At 32.1% G+C, this 23,579-nt stretch carries 20 protein-coding genes; 17 read left to right on the top strand and 3 right to left on the bottom strand.

What is annotated here, in order from left to right; all coding sequences use genetic code 11:
- The first annotated feature begins 31 nt into the window (after positions 1-31).
- The 5 genes from hisH to IUY40_RS09175 all read left to right on the top strand — a co-directional run bounded on the left by hisH (position 32) and on the right by IUY40_RS09175 (position 3,733).
- Positions 32-625 (top strand): imidazole glycerol phosphate synthase subunit HisH, encoded by a 594-nt coding sequence (hisH, locus tag IUY40_RS09155; protein ID WP_195736561.1) that lies wholly within the window; start codon positions 32-34, stop codon positions 623-625.
- A gap of 95 nt (positions 626-720) precedes the next feature.
- The gene (gene hisA / locus IUY40_RS09160) at positions 721-1,446 is read left to right on the top strand and encodes a 1-(5-phosphoribosyl)-5-[(5-phosphoribosylamino)methylideneamino]imidazole-4-carboxamide isomerase (protein WP_195736562.1); all 726 of its coding nucleotides are present in this window, start codon (positions 721-723) and stop codon (positions 1,444-1,446) included.
- Positions 1,447-1,522: 76 nt separating this feature from the next.
- Positions 1,523-2,278, top strand: coding sequence for an imidazole glycerol phosphate synthase subunit HisF (hisF, locus tag IUY40_RS09165; protein ID WP_195736563.1), 756 nt, complete (start codon positions 1,523-1,525; stop codon positions 2,276-2,278).
- Positions 2,279-2,323: 45 nt separating this feature from the next.
- On the top strand, positions 2,324-2,923 hold the full coding sequence (gene hisIE, locus IUY40_RS09170) for a bifunctional phosphoribosyl-AMP cyclohydrolase/phosphoribosyl-ATP diphosphatase HisIE (RefSeq protein WP_195736564.1): 600 nt from the start codon (positions 2,324-2,326) through the stop codon (positions 2,921-2,923).
- Between the two features lie 84 nt (positions 2,924-3,007).
- Complete coding sequence (locus IUY40_RS09175) at positions 3,008-3,733, top strand: hypothetical protein (protein ID WP_195736565.1); 726 nt, start codon at positions 3,008-3,010, stop codon at positions 3,731-3,733.
- Positions 3,734-4,021: 288 nt separating this feature from the next.
- Here IUY40_RS09175 and IUY40_RS09180 read toward each other — a convergent pair whose 3' ends face one another.
- Complete coding sequence (locus IUY40_RS09180; RefSeq protein ID WP_195736566.1) at positions 4,022-4,720, bottom strand: carbohydrate-binding family 9-like protein; 699 nt, start codon at positions 4,718-4,720, stop codon at positions 4,022-4,024.
- A 171-nt stretch (positions 4,721-4,891) separates the two neighbouring features.
- Here IUY40_RS09180 and IUY40_RS09185 point away from each other — a divergent pair, with 171 nt between their 5' ends.
- Complete coding sequence (locus IUY40_RS09185) at positions 4,892-6,547, top strand: M1 family metallopeptidase (protein ID WP_195736567.1); 1,656 nt, start codon at positions 4,892-4,894, stop codon at positions 6,545-6,547.
- Between the two features lie 229 nt (positions 6,548-6,776).
- On the opposite strand, the gene IUY40_RS09190 is transcribed toward IUY40_RS09185, so the two are convergent.
- Entirely contained in the window at positions 6,777-8,321 is a 1,545-nt protein-coding gene (locus IUY40_RS09190; protein WP_195736568.1) for a hypothetical protein, read from the bottom strand.
- Between the two features lie 155 nt (positions 8,322-8,476).
- Between IUY40_RS09190 and IUY40_RS09195 the strand changes: the two genes are divergently transcribed.
- The 7 genes from IUY40_RS09195 (at position 8,477) to acs (ending at position 19,185) form a co-directional block, all read left to right on the top strand.
- A complete protein-coding gene (locus IUY40_RS09195; protein WP_195736569.1) occupies positions 8,477-9,652 on the top strand; it encodes a 2-isopropylmalate synthase in 1,176 nt (391 codons plus the stop codon).
- 43 nt (positions 9,653-9,695) lie between these two features.
- Entirely contained in the window at positions 9,696-10,814 is a 1,119-nt protein-coding gene (gene leuB, locus IUY40_RS09200; RefSeq protein ID WP_195736570.1) for a 3-isopropylmalate dehydrogenase, read from the top strand.
- Positions 10,815-11,084: 270 nt separating this feature from the next.
- Positions 11,085-12,758 carry a dihydroxy-acid dehydratase gene (gene ilvD / locus IUY40_RS09205; RefSeq protein WP_195736571.1) on the top strand — a complete coding sequence of 558 codons (1,674 nt, stop codon included), beginning with the start codon at positions 11,085-11,087 and terminating at the stop codon, positions 12,756-12,758.
- Between the two features lie 125 nt (positions 12,759-12,883).
- Positions 12,884-14,581 (top strand): biosynthetic-type acetolactate synthase large subunit, encoded by a 1,698-nt coding sequence (gene ilvB / locus IUY40_RS09210; RefSeq protein WP_195736617.1) that lies wholly within the window; start codon positions 12,884-12,886, stop codon positions 14,579-14,581.
- 75 nt (positions 14,582-14,656) lie between these two features.
- Positions 14,657-15,181, top strand: coding sequence for an acetolactate synthase small subunit (ilvN, locus tag IUY40_RS09215; protein WP_039112029.1), 525 nt, complete (start codon positions 14,657-14,659; stop codon positions 15,179-15,181).
- A gap of 75 nt (positions 15,182-15,256) precedes the next feature.
- On the top strand, positions 15,257-16,726 hold the full coding sequence (ilvC, locus tag IUY40_RS09220) for a ketol-acid reductoisomerase (protein WP_195736572.1): 1,470 nt from the start codon (positions 15,257-15,259) through the stop codon (positions 16,724-16,726).
- Positions 16,727-17,277: 551 nt separating this feature from the next.
- Positions 17,278-19,185, top strand: coding sequence for an acetate--CoA ligase (gene acs, locus IUY40_RS09225; protein WP_195736573.1), 1,908 nt, complete (start codon positions 17,278-17,280; stop codon positions 19,183-19,185).
- A gap of 86 nt (positions 19,186-19,271) precedes the next feature.
- Here the strand turns inward: acs and IUY40_RS09230 are convergent, their stop codons facing one another.
- A complete protein-coding gene (locus IUY40_RS09230) occupies positions 19,272-19,691 on the bottom strand; it encodes a hypothetical protein (RefSeq protein ID WP_195736574.1) in 420 nt (139 codons plus the stop codon).
- Positions 19,692-20,173: 482 nt separating this feature from the next.
- On the opposite strand from IUY40_RS09230, the gene IUY40_RS09235 reads away from it, so the two are divergent.
- The 4 genes from IUY40_RS09235 to IUY40_RS09250 all read left to right on the top strand — a co-directional run bounded on the left by IUY40_RS09235 (position 20,174) and on the right by IUY40_RS09250 (position 23,575).
- Complete coding sequence (locus tag IUY40_RS09235; RefSeq protein ID WP_195736575.1) at positions 20,174-21,304, top strand: NAD(P)/FAD-dependent oxidoreductase; 1,131 nt, start codon at positions 20,174-20,176, stop codon at positions 21,302-21,304.
- A 2-nt stretch (positions 21,305-21,306) separates the two neighbouring features.
- A complete protein-coding gene (locus IUY40_RS09240) occupies positions 21,307-22,020 on the top strand; it encodes a methyltransferase domain-containing protein (RefSeq protein ID WP_195736576.1) in 714 nt (237 codons plus the stop codon).
- Positions 22,017-23,069, top strand: a complete 1,053-nt coding sequence (locus IUY40_RS09245) for a type III polyketide synthase (RefSeq protein WP_195736577.1) — start codon at positions 22,017-22,019, stop codon at positions 23,067-23,069. Before IUY40_RS09240 ends, IUY40_RS09245 begins: the two co-directional genes overlap by 4 nt.
- Before the next feature lie 77 nt (positions 23,070-23,146).
- Positions 23,147-23,575 carry a hydroxymyristoyl-ACP dehydratase gene (locus IUY40_RS09250; RefSeq protein WP_195736578.1) on the top strand — a complete coding sequence of 143 codons (429 nt, stop codon included), beginning with the start codon at positions 23,147-23,149 and terminating at the stop codon, positions 23,573-23,575.
- Positions 23,576-23,579 lie beyond the last annotated feature (4 nt).

The following is a 23,579-nucleotide window of genomic DNA, read 5'->3' on the forward strand; positions in this document are numbered from 1 at the left end:
ACTTAAAACTTGAAACCTGAAACAAAAACTAATGAAAATAGTAATTATAGATTACGGCGCAGGAAATATTCAGAGCATTATATTCGCAATTGAAAGATTGGGGTTTAAAGCAGTTTTAAGCAATAATCCTGATGAAATACAAGCGGCAGACAAAGTTATTTTCCCCGGTGTTGGTGAGGCAAGTTCAGCAATGAAGATGCTAATTGAAAGTGGCTTAGAAACTTTGATTCCAGATCTAAAACAACCCGTTTTGGGAATTTGCTTAGGAATGCAATTAATGTGCAAATCGACAGAGGAAGGAAACACATCTGGATTAGGAATTTTTGACGTTGATATAATAAAATTCACATCTATTGTAAAAGTACCACAAATGGGATGGAACACTATTTATTATTTGCAATCACCTTTGTTTAAAGGAATTAACGAAAATGAATATATGTATTTGGTTCATAGTTTTTATGCTCCACTTTGCAAAGAAACAATTGCTACGACCAATTACGGAGTAGAATATGCTTCGGCATTGCAAAAGAATAATTTTTATGGAACCCAATTTCACCCAGAAAAAAGTGGGGATATCGGAGAGAAAATTCTTGGGAATTTTTTAAAAATTACCCTAGCCCCCTAAGGGGGAACACAGTAAAAATAAAGAAATAAATAATAATAACACAAATCCTATTTACCCCTAATAGGAATTCCCCTTCGGGGGCTAGGGGGATAAAAATGAGAATAATACCAGCCATAGATATCATAGAAGGAAAATGTGTTCGCTTATCCAAGGGCGATTACAATACCAAGATTATTTACAATGAAAACCCGCTTGAAGTAGCCAAATCATTTGAAGCACATGGAATAGAATACTTGCACTTAGTCGATTTAGATGGAGCAAAATCAAGCCAAATTGTGAATTATAAAATTCTGGAACAAATTGCAACAAAAACTAGCTTGAAAATTGATTTTGGTGGCGGATTAAAATCCGATGCTGATTTAAAAATCGCTTTCGAGAGTGGGGCAAACCAAATTACAGGTGGAAGTATCGCTGTAAAAAACAGAGCAATATTCGAAAAATGGATTGCCGAATACGGTTCTGATAAAATAATCCTTGGGGCTGATGCGAATAATGAAAAAATAGCCGTTTCAGGCTGGTTAGAAGATTCTAACGAAGATTTAGTTCCTTTTATACAAGCATATCAGAAAAAAGGAATTCAGTACGTAATATGTACCGATATTGCAAAAGACGGAATGCTCGAAGGCCCCAGTTTTGATTTATATACTAAAATTCTAACTGAAGCCAAAGAAATAAAACTTATTGCCTCTGGTGGAATTTCGACATTTGATGAATTGCCTAAACTAGCTGAGTTAGGTTGCGAAGGAACAATTATAGGAAAAGCAATTTATGAAGGAAGAATTTCATTGAAACAACTGGAAAACTACGTATTAAACAAATAGATTATTTCGCAAAGATTCACAAAAGTTGCGTATCTCTGTGAATCTTTGTGAATCTCTGTGTAACAATAAAGAAAATATGCTTGCAAAAAGAATAATTCCCTGTCTTGATATAAAGAACGGAAGAACTGTAAAAGGCGTAAATTTTGTGGATTTGCGTGATGCCGGAGATCCAGTAGAGCTAGCTAAAATATACTCTGATGAAGGTGCCGATGAACTGGTTTTTTTGGATATTTCAGCAACCGAAGAAAGACGAAAAACATTAATAGATTTAGTTCGAAAAGTAGCTTCTACAATTAATATTCCGTTTACTGTTGGTGGTGGAATTTCATCTGTAGAAGATGTTGCCCTTTTACTAAATAACGGCGCTGACAAAGTATCTATAAATTCATCCGCAGTAAAAAATCCGCAATTAATTAATGATTTGGCTCAAAAATTTGGAAGTCAATGCGTGGTTGTCGCCATAGATGCCAAACAAATTGATGAACAATGGATCGTACATTTAGTAGGCGGAAAAGTTCCTACCGAATTAAACTTATTCGATTGGGCTGTAGAGGTTGCAAAACGTGGAGCAGGTGAAATTTTATTTACATCAATGGATAACGACGGAACCAAAAACGGATTTGCAAATAAAGCCTTAGCTAAACTTTCTGAACTGGTTAATATTCCGATAATAGCATCGGGTGGAGCAGGAAATATGCAGCATTTTATAGATGCTTTTAAAGAAGGAAAAGCTGATGCAGCACTGGCAGCAAGCGTTTTTCACTTTAAAGAAATTAAAATTAAAACCTTAAAACAAACCCTTAAAAATAACAATATAGAAATTCGAATCTAGTCTTTTCTTTAAGATTTTCGACTTTATAACTTTCAACTAAATATTATGAATATAGATTTCTCAAAAAATAATGATGGGTTAATCCCTGCAATAATCCAAGATAGCGAAACTAAAAATGTTTTGATGTTGGGATATATGAACGAAGAAGCATATCAAAAAACCATAGAAACTCAAAAGGTTACTTTTTTCAGTCGTTCAAAACAAAGACTTTGGACAAAAGGAGAGGAGAGTGGTAACTTTTTGAATCTTGTAAGTATTAAAAATGACTGTGATGGCGATACACTTTTAATTCAAGCTAAACCTGCTGGACCAACTTGTCACACTGGTGCAGCTACCTGCTGGCAAGAAGATAATAAAGTGGCTTATGGATTTATCTCAAATCTCGAAAATACAATTAAATTAAGAAGAGAAAATGCTGATTCAGAAAAGAGTTATGTCGCTTCATTATTCAAATTAGGAATCAACAAAATTGCTCAAAAAGTAGGAGAAGAAGCCATAGAAGTAGTTATTGAAGCCAAAGATGATAACGATGATTTATTCTTGAGCGAAAGTGCAGATTTGTTATTTCACTATTTAATTTTACTGCAAGCAAAGGGCTTTCAAATTAATGATGTTATTGAAGTATTAAAAAAACGCCAGAAGTAGCTTTTATAAAAGTAGAAATAAATCTTTAGGAACTTATTTTTAAAACTCATATTCTTTTTTAATATTTACACAAATTATTAAATTATGGATATAGAAACATTCAGAAAACGTTTTGTAAGTCATTCTGATGAAGAATTAGTTTTAATGCTAACCAAAAATGCCAGTAAATATAATCCTGATGCATTGGTTGTTGCTAAAGAAATTTTGATAGCCCGAAATGTTGATATCAAAACTATTTTTAAAGAGGAAGAAGAAAGCAAACTAGAAGTTGAGATGGATGAAGATGAAGATGAAATAGAAAGAAAATATATCCAAAGCCTTTCTTCAATAGATCAAATCGGATATCTTTCAGAAAAAAGAGCAGAATTTGAGGAGAACATTGAGGAAATAGTCGAAAGCAATAATAAAAATCTAACCGATGAAGAGTTAATTGAAAATTTTGATAAAATATTAGATACCATCATGAAATCTGGTGATTTTGGAGACATAACTGATATTCATTCTAGAGAAAACTACTTTATTACAAGTAATAGTATCGAAAAAAGGCACCTAAAACTTTCGTTTATAATTATGATAAAAGTAGATTTTGTCAATATGATTGCTACGAGACATTTTAGAAAAAGATCCAATAAACAGATTTTTTACGGTCTTTTATTGCTAGCTCTTGGTTTGATTTTCACTATCGGAACTGGAGGGAATCTGATAATGTATGGTGCGATTTTATCAGGCCTAGGTTTGTTTTTGGCAGGAATTAAAGGAAAAATTTCAGTAAAGAGACAACTGAAAGAACTTTCCGAAGCTTACAGTTAAAGTTTTGACCCATTAATTCTTAAGAGCTTTTTCTTGCTGTCTGCGATATCTTTTGTGGTGAACCTCACCACAAAACGATATAGCTCTAATTATACATTTTAAAATATTTTAATTAGTATTTTTGCCATTCTGTGGAATAAGGAATCTTCATTGTAAATTTGATAAAAACTATAAAACTTTCCGTTACTTTCTTGCTGATATTGTTCCTTTATCAAAAAAAAAGATAAAACTAGAATAAAATCAGTGCAAATCTGTTTAAATCAGCGTCATCTATGAGCAATTTTATCTTTACTCTACAAACTCAAAAACCGCAAATTCCTGTGGCTGATGAAATCCAAATTGTAAACTCTTATAAGATTGTAAAGCTAGATATTCAGTAGTGTTACCATAATCTATTCTAAAAAGATTTCCTTTCCATTTAGTACCACCTATTGGAGTCGTAAACCCCGCATTTTTAATTGCATTTAAGCTCGAAAACGGAATTTTAATTTCAACATTATAACCATTCGCTGTAAATTTACTGGTAGTATTCATTCCCAAAATATCCAATTCCATATCCATATTCCATCCCCCACACAAAGGCGAAATACAGTTAATAATCATATCATAATTGCTAGAAAAAGCATTCACGCCAATCTCAAGATAATACTTAGAGTCTCCATCAGGATCAATAAACAATTCAACTAAATCATCAGTATTAAATATTGGAGCGTCCTGTTTTTTTGCTGAGCCAATAATTTCTGAATCAATACACTTATATGCAAAATACACATTATCAGCATCCCATGAAAGAGAAACATATGTTTCCTGCGTAGCTTTTAATCCAGAATCATGCATAACAAATGGTCCTAAAAATGGCGTTTTCCAATCAGAGAAATCACCATCAATAATTAAGGTATTTGCTATTTTATGAATAGGTAAGGTTTGCGAATAAGAAAAAAAAGAAATACTAAAAACTACACAATAAAATAAACGGGAAAGCCTCATAACTATATTTATAGTTTTATATCGTACTAAAATAAACAAGAAATTTTAGATAACAATAACCAATTTAGATAATTTGAAAATTGAAATTAGCATGAATTTAATCCGATTGGTTACATTTGTTGAAATAATAAATATTACAATAAAATTATCGATAATCCAAAACTACAATTCATGAAAAAATATTTTAGCATTATTTTTTTCGCAGCATTTGTTTTTAATCATGCAGACGCACAAGGACTTCTTAATAAATCCGAAACTGCTTTTACAAGACAAGACACCTTACGTGGCAGCATTACCAAAGAAAGAGCTTGGTGGGATTTAAAATATTATCATCTAGATGTAAAGGTAAACCCTAAAGATAGTACGATTACGGGATCAAATACAATTCGATATACCGTTTTACAAGATTACAACAAAATGCAAATTGATTTGCAAAAACCAATGGATATCTATAAAGTAATCCAAGATGGAAAAGAATTGAAATTTGAAAGAGAAGGAAATGCATTTTTCATTCAATTAATTGCAAACCAAAAAGTTAGTGAAGTAAAAGAAGTAAAAGTTTTTTTTGGAGGAAAACCTAAAGTTGCTATGCGTCCACCTTGGGATGGAGGCATTACTTGGAAAAAAGATCATAACGGAAATGATTTTATTGCCTCATCCTGCCAAGGACTTGGAGCCAGCGTATGGTGGCCAAATAAAGACCATATGTACGATGAAGTCGAAAATATGCTTATTAGTGTAAATGTTCCAGGGCATTTAATGGATGTTTCTAATGGACGTTTACAAAGTGTCAAAAAATTAAAAGATGGTACAAAAACCTTTAATTGGTATGTTGCAAACCCAATTAATAATTATGGAGTAAACATAAATATTGGGGATTACGTTAATTTCTCTGAAAAATATAAAGGAGAAAAAGGGGATCTAGATTGTGGCTACTATGTTTTAAGAGATAATTTAGCCAAAGCTAAAAAACATTTTAAAGAAGTACCAAGAATGCTTAAAGCATTTGAACATTGGTTTGGTCCGTATCCTTTTTACGAAGACAGTTATAAGCTAGTTGAAGCACCTTATTTAGGAATGGAACACCAAAGTAGCGTAACATATGGTAACGATTTTAAAAACGGATATAAAGGACGTGATTTGAGCGGAACAGGTTGGGGATTAAAATTTGATTTTATCATTATTCATGAATCAGGACACGAATGGTTTGCGAACAATATCACTTATAAAGATATTGCTGATATGTGGATTCATGAAAGTTTTACCAACTATTCAGAAAGTCTTTTTGTAGAATATTATTATGGTAAAGATGCAGGTGCAGAATATGTAATTGGATGCAGAAAAATCATCGCCAATGATAAGCCAATAATTGGAAATTACGATGTAAACAATGAAGGATCAGGAGATATGTATCCAAAAGGTGCTAATATGCTGCATATGATTCGTCAGGTAATTAACGATGATGCTAAATGGAGATCAATTTTAAGAGGTTTAAATAGTACTTTTTATCATCAAACAGTTACAGGTAAACAAATTCAGGATTATATTAATACAGAATCAGGGATTAATTTCAACAGGGTTTTTACACAGTATTTAACCACAACTCAAATTCCGGTTTTTGAATATATCTTTAAAAACGGATCTTTTGCATATCATTGGACTAATTGTATTGCTAAATTTGATATGCCCGTTAAAGTAAATTTAAATGGCGAAGAAATATGGCTGAAACCAACTACAGAATGGAAGTCGGAAAAAATAATAAGCGATAAACGAACGGTTGAAGTAGATAAAAATTTCTATGTAACAAGTTCTAATATCGTAGATTAAAGTAAATAAAAATTTCAATTATTAGAGTTTTAAATTTTAATTTACACATCTAACCATCTTCTGAATAAAACTAGAAAAGGCTTCCATAACTGGGAGCCTTTTCTAGTTATTTTAATATGATGAGAAGCATTAACAGCAAAAATCTAGGCAAAGGTCTGAAAGTTTGCTTTTCAGGTTAAAAAAACTTAAATCCAAGGAAAAGAAATCAATCGCTTGAAACCTTTAAAAACTACCTATTAATACGTTTTGCTTTTTCCTTCATAATATCTGCGATTTTTCGATTCTCAATTTTGCTTTCAAGCCAAGAAATAATATCCAAATATAAAAAAGCTCTTTTTTCGTAAGTATTTTTTTCTAACTCAATAAAACGCTCACGCATCTTTATAAATTCCTTCTTAATATCGTTAGGGTAGAAGTTATTCAGGTTTTTCAGGAACTTAATAATTTCTTTTTGAACTTCGTGTAAGTCATTCATTTTTAATAAAAACTTATACGTATTTTTCAATTGATTCTCTAAGTAATAATCCTTACCTAGTTCATAATGAACTATAAGACACAATATTCGGGAGAAACACATTAAATCTTCACGCATCGAAAGATTCTTATTATTTATAATTTTCTCTAAATAAAATATCGATTCATTATACTTTTCATTACCAAAATAAATACAAGCAATTTTATAAAAAAATAACATCTCATGATGCTCATCAAGGTGCTCGCTATGCAGTTTTATTTTATCTAGAATTTCGGGGATCAAATACTCACTTTCAGCAAAAGATGCATCAAGCATATGATAATTTAGTTTATTATTATATAAATACAAGAATGATAGTGAAGCGACATTGTCATTAACAGGAAAACGTGGATTATTAATAGTTTCTTCCAATAAAGTCAAATATTTTTTAAAATTTGACTTATATTTCAACATATAAAGCGACTCCAGGAAATAATTATTTCCTTTTAAAAAAAATACAGGATTTAGATAAATCATATTTGGATTATCATAAAACAATGTAACCCATTTATAAGAATATTTATAACTTGCTAAAAAGTCCTGAACCAAGAAACTACGCCATAAATTGGCATTATAAAACCAATATTTTTCACGAAAACCAAACTTACTTTCGTCTAATTTGGCAATATGCTTGTTAAAATAATCATCAATATATTTATATTCTTCATCACTCTTTACATAACCTGTTTTCAGCATTATACCATATAACTGCAGTGATAAATTAGAAAGCTTACTCGAGATTGTATTACAGTAGTTTAATTCTTTAGCCTGAATTACTAATTCGTCTGCACGTCCTTGAATACTTCGTGTAATGTACTGAGATTCAATTAATTTCTCAAACTCAACAATTTCATATGCCATATACTTTTCGTCGTTCTCCATTGCTTGTATTTTGGTTTTATCCAAAATCTTCAAGCTCTGTTTATACAACCCTTTATTATATAGAATAGCCGCAAAATCAATTTGTTCACGTAATTGATATCGAATGTTTTGGCTAGGAATATTCAAGCGGATACTAACTAAAATTTGCTTGTACAAATACGATTTAAGATTTGATAATTGTACTTTTTTAATAATCCCACTTTTCAAAATGGGCTTCTCATCGTACACTTCAGATTTGTCTAAAATATTAAAAAGTTCGATGAATTTTGTATTTGAGCTAGTCTCTAATCGACTGGCAAAAATCTTAAATTGTCTTTTTTCGGATTTGGAAAGGGATTTTATTAATACAAATAAAAAATCTTTTTGATGGTTAGCCATTGTAAAATATAATAATGTAATTTATTGATATTTAGAAAGTTAACAACTTTTAAATTGCGTTATGAACAGTATATTTTCATTATAATGAATTTCATACTAAAGTAATACAATATATGTTTGTTGTCAGGATGTGAAATTACATTAAATATATTAAAATGAATAGAGAGAAAGTTCAAATTTTTGACACCACCTTAAGAGATGGCGAACAAGTCCCAGGATGTAAGTTAGATACAAAACAAAAGTTAGTGATAGCAAAGCGCCTAGATGAAATGGGAGTTGATATTATTGAGGCTGGTTTTCCTGTGTCTAGTCCAGGAGATTTTTTATCAGTCTCTGAGATTTCCAAAATTGTAGAGAACGCTACTGTCTGCGGTCTTACAAGAGCTGTAAAAAACGACATCGATGTTGCAGCAGCAGCATTAAAACATGCAAAAAAACCAAGAATACATACAGGAATCGGAACTTCTGAATCTCACATCCTCCATAAATTAAATACAACTAGAGAAGATATTATAGCAAGAGCAAAGTTTGCCGTATCACACGCAAAATCATATGTAGAAGATGTAGAATTTTATGCTGAAGATGCTGGCAGAACCGATAATGCATTCCTTGCAAAAGTTTGTGAAGAAGTAATAAAATCAGGAGCAACGGTCCTAAACATACCAGATACAACAGGATATTGCTTACCTGATGAATATGGAGCAAAAATTAAATATTTAAAAGAAAACGTAAAAGGTATCGAGAATGTGATCCTTTCATGCCATTGTCATAATGATTTAGGAATGGCAACTGCAAACTCAATCGCAGGAGCTATAAATGGAGCAAGACAAATAGAATGTACTATTAACGGTATCGGAGAGAGAGCTGGAAATACTGCTCTTGAAGAAGTAGTGATGATATTTAAGCAACATCCTTACCTAAACTTAGATACCAACATCAATACACGTCAGTTAAACGAAATGAGTCGTTTGGTATCTGAAAGTATGGGAATGATAGTACAGCCAAATAAAGCTATAGTAGGAGCAAATGCTTTTGCACACAGTTCAGGAATTCATCAAGATGGTGTAATAAAAAATAGAGCAACTTACGAAATCATGGATCCGCTAGATGTAGGAGTAAATGAATCTTCGATTATACTTACAGCAAGAAGCGGTAGAGCAGCATTAGCATACCGTGCCAAAAAAGTCGGTTACGAACTTACCAAAGTACAATTGGATATTGTTTATCTTGAATTTTTAAGATTTGCTGATATCAAAAAAGAAGTAATAGATGAAGATATTCATCAAATCATAGAAGCTTGTAAAATAGAAAATGAATTGGTTAGAAGTTAATTATATAAAAAATAAGATTTAAATACATAAAGAACGAGGCATTATGAATTTGAAAATAGCAGTTTTATCCGGTGATGGAATCGGACCAGAGGTAATATTACAAGCCAAGAAAGCATTATATGCTATAGGAGAAGTGTACAATCATGAATTTGTATTTGAAGATGCACTCATGGGAGCAATTGCAATTGACAAAACGGGAAATCCATTACCAGAACAAACTTTAAACCTTTGCCTCAATACTGATGCTGTATTATTTGGTGCTATTGGAGATCCAAAATATGATAACAATCCAAATGCAAAAGTTCGCCCTGAACAAGGATTACTAAAACTGCGTAAAGAACTTGGTTTGTTTGCAAATATTCGTCCCGTAAAACCATACAAAGCATTATTAGATGCATCACCTTTAAAAAGAGAAATTATCGAAGGTGCTGATTTTACTATTTTCAGAGAATTAACAGGAGGAGCTTATTTTGGTGAGAAAAAACTAAACGAAGCAGGAACACATGCATCAGATTTATGTGAATATTCAGAAGAAGAAATTTCAAGGATTACACATTTAGCATTTAAAGCTGCACAAAATCGTCGTAAAAAAGTAACAATGGTCGATAAAGCCAATGTACTAGAAACTTCAAGATTATGGAGAAAAGTAGTAAAAAAAGTAAGTGAGAATTATCCAGATGTAACTTTAGACTTTCTATTTGTTGATAATGCGGCGATGCAAATTATTCTTAACCCAAGACAGTTTGATGTTATTTTGACAGAAAACTTATTTGGAGATATCTTATCAGATGAAGCAAGTGTAATAACAGGCTCAATCGGATTATTAGCATCGGCATCATTAGGAGGAAAAAATGCACTTTTTGAACCTATTCACGGATCCTATCCACAAGCAAAAGGAAAAAATATTGCCAATCCTATAGCATCAATAGTATCGGCTGCAATGTTATTAGAGCATTTTGGACTTTTTAAAGAAGCAAATAAAGTATACGAAGCTGTAGAAAAAGCAATTGAATATCAAGTAGTAACAACTGATTTAAAATCAGATTCAAAATTTGGAACAAATGAAGTAGGTGAATTCGTTTCAAATTTTATCTTAAGCAAAGATGACTTGCTTTATTTTAATAATGATAACGTACATATCGGACAATCTACGATTGTTTAATGCATTTTGTTAAAATCATGATATTAATCACAAGAAGGAGTTGAAATGTTGAGATTTTATTTTTTTAGTAGTATTAGTTTTTATATATTTGACACATCTAAAAAATAAACATGAGAATTTCAATTATTATTATTTCTGTCATTAATGTCAATGTGGTAATCACATATACATAAGGGAATGGTATAAATATAATTGAAAAATAATATTATAAACCTTCCAAATAATGGGAGGTTTTTTTTTGAATAAAAATTAAAATACAAAAAACACATAATGGAATTAAATAAGTACAGCAAAGTCATTACTCAAGACCAAACACAGCCTGCAGCACAAGCAATGTTATACGGAATTGGTTTAACTGAAGAAGATTTAAAAAAAGCACAAGTTGGAATTGTAAGCATGGGATATGAAGGAAACACCTGCAATATGCACCTGAACGATTTGGCAAAAGATGTTAAAAAAGGAGTAGGAAATGCTGATTTAGTCGGATTAATTTTTAATACCATTGGTGTAAGTGATGGAATCTCAAATGGTACTGACGGAATGCGTTTTTCTTTAGTTTCTCGTGATGTTATTGCTGACTCTATTGAAACTGTTATGGGAGCACAATGGTACGATAGTTTAATTGCAATTCCTGGTTGTGATAAAAATATGCCAGGAGCCCTAATTGCAATGGGAAGAGTAAATCGTCCAGCACTTATGGTTTATGGAGGATCAATACATTCAGGAAAATGGAAAGGAGAATCACTAAACATCGTTTCAGCATTTGAAGCCTTAGGGAAAAAATTCCAAAACACAATTACAGATGAAGATTTTAAAGGAGTAATTCAAAATGCTTGTCCGGGAGCTGGAGCATGTGGCGGAATGTACACGGCCAACACCATGTCATCGGCAATTGAAGCATTAGGAATGAGCTTACCATTTAGTTCTTCATATCCCGCATTAAGTAATGAAAAAAAACAAGAATGTCTTGACGCAGGAAAAGCAATTAGAGTATTATTAGAAAAAGATATTAAGCCAAGAGACATTATGACTCATAAGGCTTTTGAAAATGCTATTACACTTGTAGCCGTTTTAGGAGGATCTACAAATGCAGTAATGCACTTAATTGCAATGGCACATTCAGTTGATGTTGAAATTACATTAGAAGATTTTCAGAGAATCAGTGATAAAACACCAGTTCTTGCAGATTTGAAGCCAAGTGGAAAATACATGATGGAAGACTTACATGATGTTGGAGGAGTTCCAGCAGTAATGAAATATCTATTAAAAGAAGGATTCATTCATGGAGATTGTTTAACAGTAACAGGAAAAACAGTAGCCGAAAATTTAGCTTCAGTTCCAGATTTAAATGATGGACAAGAAGTAATTTATGAAATCCAAAAAGCATTAAAACCAACTGGAAATATCCAGATATTATACGGAAACCTTGCATCAGAAGGATGTGTTGCAAAAATCAGCGGAAAAGAAGGAGAATATTTCGAAGGACCAGCTGTTATTTTTGAAGGCGAATTTGATGTTATTCCAGGTGTTCAATCCGGAAAAGTAAAACCAGGCGATGTAGTCGTCATCAGGAACTGTGGACCAAAAGGTGGTCCAGGGATGCCTGAAATGCTTAAACCTACATCGGCCATTATAGGAGCTGGATTAGGAAGTAGCGTTGCTCTTATTACAGATGGAAGGTTCTCTGGAGGTTCACATGGATTTGTGGTAGGGCACATAACACCAGAAGCTTATGATGGTGGTGGTATTGCATTAGTAAAAGATGGTGATTTAATTACTATTGATGCGGTGAAAAATACCATTAATCTGAAGATTTCCGACGAAGAATTTGCAGCTCGAAAAGCGAGTTGGATTCAACCTCCTCTAAAAGCGACAAAAGGAGTTTTGTTTAAATATGCAAAATCTGTTTCTAGCGCTTCTACAGGTTGCGTTACCGATAAATAGCATTCAATTACAATTTAAAAAGTTTAATTTCAAAATTCAAAAAAATGAAGGAATTATTGAAAGAAGAAAATGTAGATCTCAGCTCTCCTTCATTTGAAGGTTGGAGTCAAGAAAAAGATACCAATATGGGAAAGATAAAAATATCAGGCGCTGAAGCCGTTATTAGATGTTTGTTAGAAGAAGGAGTAGATTTAGTTTATGGATATCCGGGTGGAGCTATAATGCCAGTTTACGACGAATTATACAAATTTAAAGATCAATTACACCACGTTCTTGTACGCCATGAGCAAGGTGCAACACATGCAGCGCAAGGATATGCAAGAGCTACAGGAAAAGTCGGAATTGCAATTGCTACATCTGGCCCAGGGGCTACAAATTTAGTAACAGGAATTGCCGATGCACAAATTGACTCAACTCCAATGGTTTGTATTACAGGACAAGTAGGGAAACATTTATTGGGTTCTGATGCTTTTCAGGAAACAGATATCATCGGGATTTCGACTCCAGTAACAAAATGGAATTACCAAGTTACCGAAGCTTCAGAAATCCCTGAGATTATTGCAAAAGCATTTTATATCGCAAGATCAGGTCGTCCAGGCCCAGTTTTAATCGATATAACCAAAAATGCACAATTTGATGAATTCGACTTTAGTTATGAAAAATGTACAGGAATAAGAAGTTATACTCCAGTTCCAAAATTAAAACTAGATAAAGTAGCAGAAGCTGCCGAATTAATTAATAAGGCTAAAAAACCGTTTATCGTTTTTGGTCAGGGAATTATACTTGGTCAAGCCGAAGAACAATTAAAAGCCTTGATTGAAAAAACAGGAATCCCTGCAGGTTGGACAATTTTGGGACTTTCGGCTTTGCCTACAGACCACCCATTAAACGTAGGGATGTTAGGAATGCATGGTAATTACGGACCAAACTTACTGACCAATGAATGTGATGTTTTAATCGCATTAGGAATGCGTTTTGATGATCGTGTGACTGGAAATTTAGCAACCTATGCTAAACAAGCAAAAGTGATTCATTTTGACATTGATCCTGCCGAAATTGATAAAAATGTTAAGACAGAAGTTGCTGTTTTAGGAGATGTAAGAGAAGCATTGGATGCATTACTTCCGCTTATCGAAAACAATAAACACGAAGCTTGGCATAATATCTTCAAAGAAAAACATCAAATTGAATTTGATTCGGTTATAAAAGAAGAATTAAACCCAACAAATAATAAAGGAATTTCAATGGGTGAAGCCATGGAAATGATTAACAAACACTCCAAAGGAGATGCGATAATTGTTTCGGATGTTGGGCAACACCAAATGTTTGCTTGTCGTTATGCTAAATTTAACACAACCAAAAGCAATGTTACTTCTGGAGGTTTAGGTACAATGGGATTTGCTTTACCAGCAGCAATTGGAGCAAAAATGGGAAGACCTGATCGCGAAGTTGTAGCTATAATTGGAGATGGAGGATTCCAGATGACCATTCAGGAATTAGGAACAATTTTTCAGACCAAAGTACCAGTAAAAATTGTGGTACTTAATAATGAATTCTTAGGAATGGTACGACAATGGCAAGAATTATTCTTTGACAACAGATATGCTTCTACAGAAATGATTAATCCAAACTTTGTGGCTATTGCTGAAGGATACTATATCAAAGCCAAAAAAGTAACAAAACGAGAAGATTTAGATGCAGCTGTAGAAGAAATGATGGCTTCAGAAGACGCCTACTTCTTAGAAGTTATGGTAGAGAAAGAAAATAATGTATTCCCAATGATTCCAACAGGAGCATGTGTTTCTGATATCAGATTAAGCTAAATAAAAAGTTTAAGATTTAAAGTTTAAAGTTGAGCAACTTGGAACTTTAAACAAGAAAACTTTAAAAAAATAACTATGGAAAATAGAACATTTACCATTTCGGTATACTCAGAAAACAATGTGGGTTTATTAAATAGGATATCAGGGATATTCTTAAAGCGTCACATTAATATATTAAGTCTAAACGTTTCAGAATCAGAAATAGATAATGTTTCAAGATTTATTATCGTTGTAGAGACAACAGAAAAATGGGTTAAGAATATTGTTGGGCAGATTGAAAAACAAATCGAGGTAATAAAAGCTTTTTATCATACAGACGAAGAGACGATTTATTTAGAAAATGCTTTATTCAAGATACATTCAAGTTTGTTATTCGATGAAAAACAAATTCAGAATATCATTAAAGAAAGTCAATCTACAATCGTAACCGTTTCTCGTGATTTCTTTGTGATTTCCAAATCTGGAAGACGTTCAGAAATTGAAGAAGTACATGCTAAATTGAAACCTTACGGAATCATGCAGTTTGTACGTTCAGGAAGAATTTCGGTTTCTAAAGAAAAAATGGAAGTATCCACATTACTAGAAGAACTGAAACTGTAATCAGTTTTGGTTTACAACACCAACTAACTTATACAATTATTAAATTACACATTCATTAAATATTTTTTAAAAAAAATGGCAAATTATTTCAACACATTACCACTAAGATTACAATTAGAACAATTAGGCGTTTGCGAATTTATGGAACAATCAGAATTCGCTGATGGAATTGCTGCTTTAAAAGAAAAAAAAGTAGTTATCGTAGGTTGTGGAGCTCAAGGTTTAAACCAAGGTTTGAACATGAGGGATTCAGGACTTGATATTTCTTATGCTTTACGTCCAGATGCAATTGCAGAAAAAAGAGTTTCTTATAAAAATGCTACTGAAAATGGTTTTAAAGTAGGTACTTATGAAGAATTAATTCCAACAGCAGATTTAGTATGTAACCTTACTCCAGACAAACAACATACAGCTGTAGTTACAGCAATTATGCCATTAATGAAAAATGGTTCAACATTAGCATATTCTCACGGTTTTAATATTGTAGAAGAAGGAATGCAAATCCGTAAAGACATTACTGTAATTATGTGTGCTCCTAAATGTCCTGGTTCGGAGGTTCGTGAAGAATACAAAAGAGGATTTGGTGTACCTACATTAATCGCTGTTCACCCAGAAAACGACCCAAATAATTTAGGTCTAGATCAAGCTAAAGCTTACGCTGTTGCAACTGGAGGTCATAAAGCAGGAGTTTTAAAATCTTCATTTGTTGCCGAAGTAAAATCGGATTTAATGGGGGAACAAACTATCCTTTGCGGAATGTTACAAACTGGATCTATTTTATGTTTTGATAAAATGGTAGAAAAAGGAATCGAGCCAGGTTATGCATCAAAATTAATTCAATACGGATGGGAAACAATTACCGAAGCGTTGAAACACGGTGGAATCACCAATATGATGGATCGTCTTTCTAACCCTGCAAAAATCGAAGCTTACGAAATTGCAGATGAGTTAAAAGATATTATGCGTCCGTTATTCCAAAAACACCAAGACGATATCATGTCTGGAGAATTCTCCAGAAACATGATGATTGACTGGGCAAATGACGATGTTAATTTATTGACTTGGAGAGCTGCAACAGGAGAAACTAACTTCGAAAAAACGGCTCCAACAGAAGCTGCTATTTCTGAGCAAGAATACTTTGATAATGGAGTATTAATGATTGCAATGGTTAAAGCAGGTGTAGAATTGGCTTTTGAAACAATGACAGAAGCTGGTATCATTGAAGAATCAGCATATTATGAATCATTACACGAATTGCCTTTGATTGCAAATACTGTTGCTAGAAAGAAATTGTATGAAATGAATAGAATTATATCAGATACTGCTGAATATGGTTGCTATTTATTTGATCACGCTTGTAAACCGTTATTGACTGACTTCATGAAAACTGTTGATACAAATGTAATCGGAAAACCATTCTCAACTTCAAATGGAGTAGATAATGCAGTACTTATTGCAGTAAACAAAAGTATTCGCCAACATCCTATCGAAGAAGTAGGAGCTTGGTTAAGAGAATCAATGACTGCAATGAAAAAAATTGGATAATTAAAATTGGGAATTTCAATTTATGTTGAAGTTTGCGCTCTATCTCTGTTTTTATATAATATTTTGAATTAGTAAGCACTTATTAAGATAATATGGATATAGATGCATATTACTTTCACTTAACTACAAACAACAAGATAGTTAAGTGAAGTAATACCTGATAAAAGACCTAATTAAATTGTCTTTTATTATCCAATTAAATTAATAATGTTGCTGCTATTTTGAAAAAACAAAAAAGGTGGTCTTAAAGCACAAAAGATAAAAAATTATTGCCTCGCTCATAAAAATGATTGATTCTTATTTATTAAAATCAATCTTTTGAAGCGTTAAAATTAATTGTTGTTAATCTTGTTAAGACTAAAGGCGTGATGCTATTTATCATGCCTTTTTTAATGTAAAGTAATTTTTACATTAAATAAATAAATTTTAAACAAATGCAAATAAATTGCGTATTTTAAACATATATTGCAGTTTTTTATCACAATTAATAAATTAAATAGTTTTAAGAATAGAAAGAGATTTAATACTTTTATAAAAAAAATTGAGAAACAATGAGTTATTACAAAATTGAAAATTTAGAACAATATTTTAAGCACTACAATAAATCTGTTCGTGAGCCAAGAAAATTTTGGGGAAAAATAGCAGAAGAAAATTTCACATGGTACCAACAATGGGAAAAAGTTGTCGATTTTAATATGGCAGATGCAGAGGTAAAATGGTTTTCTGAAGCAAAAGTAAACATTACCAAAAACTGTATCGACAGACATTTAAGTAAAAGAGGAGAAAAAACAGCAATAATATTCGAACCAAACGACCCTTCAGAAAATTCATTACACATAACTTATAATGAACTATATGAAAGAGTGTCAAAAATGGCTAATGTTTTAAGAGAACAAGGAATAAAAAAAGGAGATAGAGTTTGTATTTATTTACCAATGATTCCCGAATTGGCAGTTTCAGTTTTGGCATGTGCTCGAATTGGAGCAATCCATTCTGTAGTGTTTGCAGGGTTCTCAGCATCAGCTGTAACAGCAAGAATAAATGATAGCGAGTGTAGGATGGTTATTACTTCAGATGGAGGATATAGAGGTAACAAAACTATTGATTTAAAAGCAATTGTAGACGAGGCATTAGAAACTTGTCCTTGTGTAGAAAAAGTTTTGGTTGCCAAAAGAACACAAACTAATGTAAACATGAAAGAAGGACGTGACCAATGGTTACAGCCACTTCTGGATACAGCATTAGATTATAATGTTGCCGAAATTATGGATGCTGAAGATCCGTTATTTATTTTATACACATCGGGTTCTACAGGAAAACCTAAAGGAATGGTTCATACCACTGCGGGTTATATGGTTTACACAGCCTATACATTTAAAAATGTATTTAGTCATGAGGAAAATGATATTTTCTGGTGTACTGCTGATATTGGCTGGATAACTGGCCACTCCTACATATTATACGGACCGTTACTAAACGGAGGAACTACAGTAATTTTTGAAGGCGTTCCATCATATCCAGATTTCAGCCGTTTTTGGGAAATTATCGAAAAACATAAAGTTACTCAGTTTTATACAGCACCAACAGCAATACGTTCATTAGCAAAAGAAAACTTAGATTATGTTCAAAAATACCCTTTAAAATCACTTAAAGTTATTGGATCAGTAGGAGAGCCTATAAATGAAGAAGCTTGGCACTGGTATAATGACCACGTAGGAGACAAAAGATGTCCAGTTGTAGATACTTGGTGGCAAACCGAAACTGGAGGAATCATGATTTCACCAATTGCATTTGTTACACCTACAAAACCAACTTATGCAACGTTACCACTTCCTGGAATTCAACCTGTATTAATGGATGAAAAGAGAAACGAAATAGAAGGAAACCAAGTTGTTGGAAGTTTATGTATTAAATTTCCATGGCCAGGAATTGCAAGAACAATCTGGGGAGATCACCAACGCTATAAAGACACTTATTTCTCAGCATTTCCGGGTAAATATTTTACAGGAGATGGAGCACTAAGAGATGAAGTAGGATACTACAGAATTACAGGTAGAGTAGATGATGTTGTAATTGTTTCAGGTCATAACCTTGGAACAGCTCCAATTGAAGATGCTATTAACGAACACCCTGCAGTAGCTGAATCTGCAATTGTTGGATTCCCACATGATATCAAAGGAAATGCCCTTTATGGTTTCGTAATCTTAAAAGAAACGGGAGAATATAGAGACAGAGCCAATTTAACTAAAGAAATCAACCAATACATTTCAGATCACATTGGCCCAATTGCCAAGCTAGATAAGATTCAGTTTGTATCTGGCTTACCAAAAACACGTTCTGGAAAAATCATGCGTAGAATACTACGTAAGATAGCCGAGGGAGATTACTCAAACTTTGGTGATACTTCAACATTATTAAATCCAGAAATTGTAGAAGAGATTATGAAAGAAAAAATCTAATATCTTTTTCAAAAAACTAAATTGCAAAGCTGTCTTTAATGGACAGCTTTTTTTTATATTTATTTTTCATATCAAACAACTATCCCTTATTTTATTATTAAGTCTATAAGTTCACCTTCGGTTTCAACTAAAGTACCATGTGGCAGATTCCCATTCTTATATTCTAACCACAAAGAGTTTAGCCACCAATCATTATGTTTAATTTCTATTGATTGTATAATTAATCCATAGTCATCAGATATATATGAGGCTAAATCAGAATGATTTGTTATTGAATATACTAGCTTAAAAACTTTTTCTCTCAAAGTTGCACTAATCGTCTTATCTATTTTCCTTTCTTTAAATTCTTCTTCAATAATATCAAATATACCCATCCATCTTTCAGAAAAAGCAACTTCGTCTCTTTCGTCTAAAATCCTATCAAAATCATCTTCATTATACTTCGACAAAATATGAGGTAAATCATTTTCAATAAAAGAGTTTAATCTTTTTAAAATTTGTTCCATTTTGCTATTTATTATATTATTAATTTCAACTTTACTATAGTTAGCTTCAAACTGCCAATCAAATTTTATTAGTTCCTACACAAAATCAATATATTTCATAATTGTTTAATTTTAATGAAGTATATCTCAAAACTTCACTTGAAATTTTGAAAATCTCTTAAATTGATGTTTTTTGTTTTTATCAGTTCATGTGAATCTGATGGCGAAACAAAAATAACAGAAGTAAACAAGGAATATACAATTAATCTGCCTAACTTTTTATCTAAAACAGATACAATAAGTGAAGTAGCTATTCCTTTATTAACAAAACACAAAACATTGGTTAGCAACTATTCAATCCCAAGCACCTATTTTTATCCCAAAATGATTTTTCTATTAAGAAATTACTTAAATTAGCAATAACGTTAAATCATTAGGGTTTTAGAATCTTATAAAACCAAATTGGCGACATCACATCTGTTAAAAACGAATAGTACCTACATATGAAAACAAATGCTGATGTAGTAATTATTGGTGGGGGACTGGCAGGGCTTACTTGTGGAATTCATTTGTCTAAAATGAAACTGCGAGTAATTTTAATTGAAAAAAACGAGTTTCCAAAACATAAAGTTTGTGGTGAATACATCTCTAATGAAATCAAACCTTATCTGGATTGGCTTGACTTAAAAATCCAAGATTTAAATCCTGCAACACTCACACAATTAGAATTTTCAATACCAAATAAAAAACTCATTCACTGCACGCTGCCACTTGGAGGATTTGGACTCAGTCGCTATACATTAGATCATTATTTGTATAAAAAAGCAATCGAAAATGGATGTGAGATAATACACGATACTGTTGAGGACATTCGTTTTGAAGAAGATTTATTTACTATTACAACCTCGGAACTAAAAACATTCGTATCCGATATAGCTATAGGTGCCTTTGGCAAACGTTCAAATTTTGACCAAAAACTAAAGCGTAAGTTTATTCTAAAAAAAGCGCCTTGGCTGGCTGTCAAAGGACATTATAAAGGTGAATATCCAAATGAACTGGTTGGGTTATACAATTTTGAAGGTGGCTATTGTGGTGTTTCAAAAGTCGAAAATAACATAATAAACATTTGCTATCTGGTTAATTTTGAGACTTTTAAAAAATATAAAAATATTGATGACTTTCAAACCAATATTATTTACAAAAACCCACATTTAAAAGCATTTTTCACCAATAGCACACCTTTATTCGATAAACCTCTAACTATAAGTCAGATTTCGTTTGAAGAAAAAACTGCAATAGAAAATCATGTACTAATGATTGGAGATAGCGCAGGTTTAATTCAGCCTTTATGTGGAAATGGTATGGCAATGGCGATTCATAGCGCCAAAATTGCTTCTGAATTAATTGTGGATTATTATACTAAAAAAAGTCTTTCTAGAAAAGAACTTGAAGAAGAATACATCAAATCATGGAATTACAATTTTAAGAAAAGATTAAAAACAGGTCGATTTATTGCTTCATTATTACAAAATAAAAAAAAATCAGCAGTTGTAATGTGGCTTTTAATTCAGTTTCCTTTCTTGCTGCCACAAATTATAAAAAGAACACATGGTAAATCTATAATTCTAAACTAAGAATGGCTATAAAAACCAAATATAGAACAGATGATCCTGAAATTATGGATGATTTCAATTTAAAAGGTGAAGTTTTGCAAAAAGCATTGGATAAAATTGCTAAAATAAATCAGTTTCTAGGAGGAAACCACCTAACTTTACAAGGAGTCAAAAAATTATTGAATGGTATTACCAAAGATCATCCAATAACTATTATTGATATTGGTTGCGGAAACGGAGATATGCTAAGAAAGATAGCCGATTATGGATTAAAATACGATTGGAATTTTAAACTAATAGGTATTGATGCAAATGAATTTACAATAAATTACGCCCGAAAATTATCTATACATTATCCCAATATAAATTACCGCTGCGAAGATATATTTAATGAATCATTTAGTAAATTAGAATACGATATTGCACTGTGCACATTGACTTTGCACCATTTTAAAAACAATGAAATAATTAATCTAGCAACCATTTTTAATACTAATGCAAGGCGTGGTGTAGTAATAAATGATTTACACCGAAGCATTATTTCCTATCGCTTATTTCAAGCAATGTGTTTTGTTACCCAATTAAACGGAATGTCAAAGAAAGATGGTTTAACATCTATTTTAAGAGGATTCACAAAAAGTGAATTACTTGATTTTTCAAAACAATTAAATTTAAAAAAATATACCATTCAGTGGAAATGGGCTTTCCGATATCAATGGATAATTTCAAAAATATGAGTGTAAAAATAGCCAGCGTTGCCAAGCAATTGCCTAAATATTCAAGAACAACCGATGAAATAATTCCTTTTTTAGATTCATGGCTCTTTGGTCAAGATGAACGCTTTATCCGAAAGGTAAAAAAAATTTTTGAGGGCGCTGCTGTCGATAAAAGATATTCTATCATGGATCCAATCGAAGTTTTTTCTACTACTTCTTTTGAGGATCGAAATGATATTTATATTCGTGAAGTTATTGATTTAGGAGAAAAGGTCTTAAAAAAAGCATTGGACAAATCAAACTGGAAACCCGAAAGTCTAGACTACATCATTACTGTAAGTTGTACGGGCATCATGATTCCTTCTTTGGATGCCTACCTTATAAACAAACTCAAACTGCGTCAGGATATTGTACGTCTTCCTGTAACCGAAATGGGCTGTGCTGCGGGGATTTCTGGAATTATTTATGCTAAAAACTTTTTAAAAGCCAATCCAGGAAAACGAGCAGCAGTAATTGCAGTTGAAAGTCCAACAGCAACCTTTCAATTAAATGATTTTTCAATGGCTAATATTGTGTCGGCTGCAATTTTTGGAGATGGTGCAGCTTGCGTATTATTATCTTCGCATGAAGCCGATAATGGTCCAGAAATTCTTGATGAAGAAATGTATCATTTTTACGATAATATTCATATGATGGGATTTAAGCTTGTAAACACAGGCTTGAAAATGGTTCTGGATATTGAAGTTCCGGAAACAATTGCATCACATTTTCCTGATATCATTCATCCTTTTTTAGCCAAAAACAACTTAAAGATAGAAAATATAGATCATTTGATATTTCATCCAGGAGGAAAGAAAATCATACAAACTGTAGAAGAATTATTCTCCAATTTAGATAAGAATATTGACGATACAAAAGAAGTATTAAGATTATACGGGAATATGTCCAGCGCAACTGTTTTGTATGTTTTAGAGCAAATTATAGACAAAAAACCTAAAAAAGGAGAGAAAGGCTTAATGTTAAGTTTTGGGCCAGGATTCTCGGCTCAACGCGTTTTATTGCAGTTTTAAATTAAACAGATTCACATAAAGTGTAGTTAATCGGTATAAAACTCAAATAAAGTTACACACTTACAAATTAACAAAAAATGACGAATCAGGATATTATATCAAAATTACCTTATAGCAAACCTTTTCTGTTTGTAGATGAAATCATTTCTATATCTGAAAATGGAGTAGAAGGAACGTACTTTTTTAACGAAAATTTAGATTTCTATAAAGGTCATTTTATCGCAAATCCTGTTACGCCTGGTGTAATTCTGACCGAAGTTATGGCTCAGATAGGATTAGTAAGTCTGGGTATATTTTTATTAAATAAAGAATTTAACAAAAACACTTCAATTGCCTTAACATCAATAGATATAGATTTTTTAAAACCAGTTTACCCAAATGAAAAAGTAATCGTTATTTCAGAAAAAATATATTTTAGATTTGGAAAATTAAAATGCAAAGTGAGTATGAAAAACCAACTCGGAATTGAAGTTTGTTCTGGAACGATTGCCGGAATGATTGTTTAAATTT

This window comes from Flavobacterium sp. ALJ2, from assembly GCF_015594725.1.
Classification (GTDB): Bacteria; Bacteroidota; Bacteroidia; order Flavobacteriales; family Flavobacteriaceae; genus Flavobacterium.

Bases quoted from the DNA above. Each gene is read 5' to 3' on its own strand.
- hisH (WP_195736561.1), top strand. From the start codon at position 32: ATGAAAATAGTAATTATAGATTACGGCGCAGGAAATATTCAGAGCATT.
- hisA (WP_195736562.1), top strand. From the start codon at position 721: ATGAGAATAATACCAGCCATAGATATCATAGAAGGAAAATGTGTTCGC.
- hisF (WP_195736563.1), top strand. From the start codon at position 1,523: ATGCTTGCAAAAAGAATAATTCCCTGTCTTGATATAAAGAACGGAAGA.
- hisIE (WP_195736564.1), top strand. From the start codon at position 2,324: ATGAATATAGATTTCTCAAAAAATAATGATGGGTTAATCCCTGCAATA.
- IUY40_RS09175 (WP_195736565.1), top strand. From the start codon at position 3,008: ATGGATATAGAAACATTCAGAAAACGTTTTGTAAGTCATTCTGATGAA.
- IUY40_RS09180 (WP_195736566.1), bottom strand. From the start codon at position 4,720: ATGAGGCTTTCCCGTTTATTTTATTGTGTAGTTTTTAGTATTTCTTTT.
- IUY40_RS09185 (WP_195736567.1), top strand. From the start codon at position 4,892: ATGAAAAAATATTTTAGCATTATTTTTTTCGCAGCATTTGTTTTTAAT.
- IUY40_RS09190 (WP_195736568.1), bottom strand. From the start codon at position 8,321: ATGGCTAACCATCAAAAAGATTTTTTATTTGTATTAATAAAATCCCTT.
- IUY40_RS09195 (WP_195736569.1), top strand. From the start codon at position 8,477: ATGAATAGAGAGAAAGTTCAAATTTTTGACACCACCTTAAGAGATGGC.
- leuB (WP_195736570.1), top strand. From the start codon at position 9,696: ATGAATTTGAAAATAGCAGTTTTATCCGGTGATGGAATCGGACCAGAG.
- ilvD (WP_195736571.1), top strand. From the start codon at position 11,085: ATGGAATTAAATAAGTACAGCAAAGTCATTACTCAAGACCAAACACAG.
- ilvB (WP_195736617.1), top strand. From the start codon at position 12,884: ATGGGAAAGATAAAAATATCAGGCGCTGAAGCCGTTATTAGATGTTTG.
- ilvN (WP_039112029.1), top strand. From the start codon at position 14,657: ATGGAAAATAGAACATTTACCATTTCGGTATACTCAGAAAACAATGTG.
- ilvC (WP_195736572.1), top strand. From the start codon at position 15,257: ATGGCAAATTATTTCAACACATTACCACTAAGATTACAATTAGAACAA.
- acs (WP_195736573.1), top strand. From the start codon at position 17,278: ATGAGTTATTACAAAATTGAAAATTTAGAACAATATTTTAAGCACTAC.
- IUY40_RS09230 (WP_195736574.1), bottom strand. From the start codon at position 19,691: ATGGAACAAATTTTAAAAAGATTAAACTCTTTTATTGAAAATGATTTA.
- IUY40_RS09235 (WP_195736575.1), top strand. From the start codon at position 20,174: ATGAAAACAAATGCTGATGTAGTAATTATTGGTGGGGGACTGGCAGGG.
- IUY40_RS09240 (WP_195736576.1), top strand. From the start codon at position 21,307: ATGGCTATAAAAACCAAATATAGAACAGATGATCCTGAAATTATGGAT.
- IUY40_RS09245 (WP_195736577.1), top strand. From the start codon at position 22,017: ATGAGTGTAAAAATAGCCAGCGTTGCCAAGCAATTGCCTAAATATTCA.
- IUY40_RS09250 (WP_195736578.1), top strand. From the start codon at position 23,147: ATGACGAATCAGGATATTATATCAAAATTACCTTATAGCAAACCTTTT.